We start from the raw sequence: 550 nt of genomic DNA on the forward strand, positions 1-550 counted from the left end.
CCGCCAGACGGGCGGCCGCCGCGTCACCCAGGTGGTGGCCGCCGCGTACGGAGCGATCTCCAGCAGATGCTGGGTGCCGGACGCCCCGCCGCCCACCACGACCAGCCGGCCGGGCGCGGAGCGGGCGCTGGTGGCCTCGCGGCTGGTCCAGGGGCGGACCTCGTCGAGTCCTGGCAGGTCGGGGAGCTGGGCGCGGCTGCCGGTGCAGACGGCGACGGCGTGCCGGGCGGTGAGGACGCTCTCCCGGCCGTCGGGGCCGGTGACGGTGACGGTGCGCGGGCCGCTGAGGCGTCCCCGCCCGCGGTGGAGGTCGGCGCCGGTGCCCTCCAGCCACCGGACCTGGCCGTCGTCCTTCCAGCCGGAGGTGAAGGCGTCGCGGCGGGCGAGCACGGCGGCGGTGTCCAGGGGACCCTCGACGGATGCGCTCAGCCCTGGCAGGCGGCGGGCGTCGGCCCGGGCGAGGACCGGGCGCAGCAGGGCCTTGCTGGGCATGCAGGCCCAGTAGGAGCACTCGCCGCCGACCAGTTCGTTCTCCACCACAGCGGTGGAG

General features: G+C 77.6%; 1 protein-coding gene. It reads right to left on the minus strand.

Annotated features, from left to right (window positions below; all coding sequences use genetic code 11):
* The coding region (locus LPA54_RS35985) for an FAD-dependent oxidoreductase (protein WP_228984748.1) at nt 1-550 on the minus strand (550 nt) is incomplete at both ends.

Origin of the sequence: Streptomyces sp. DH12, assembly GCF_020873895.1 — a bacterium.
In the GTDB taxonomy this organism is placed as follows: domain Bacteria; phylum Actinomycetota; class Actinomycetes; order Streptomycetales; family Streptomycetaceae; genus Streptomyces.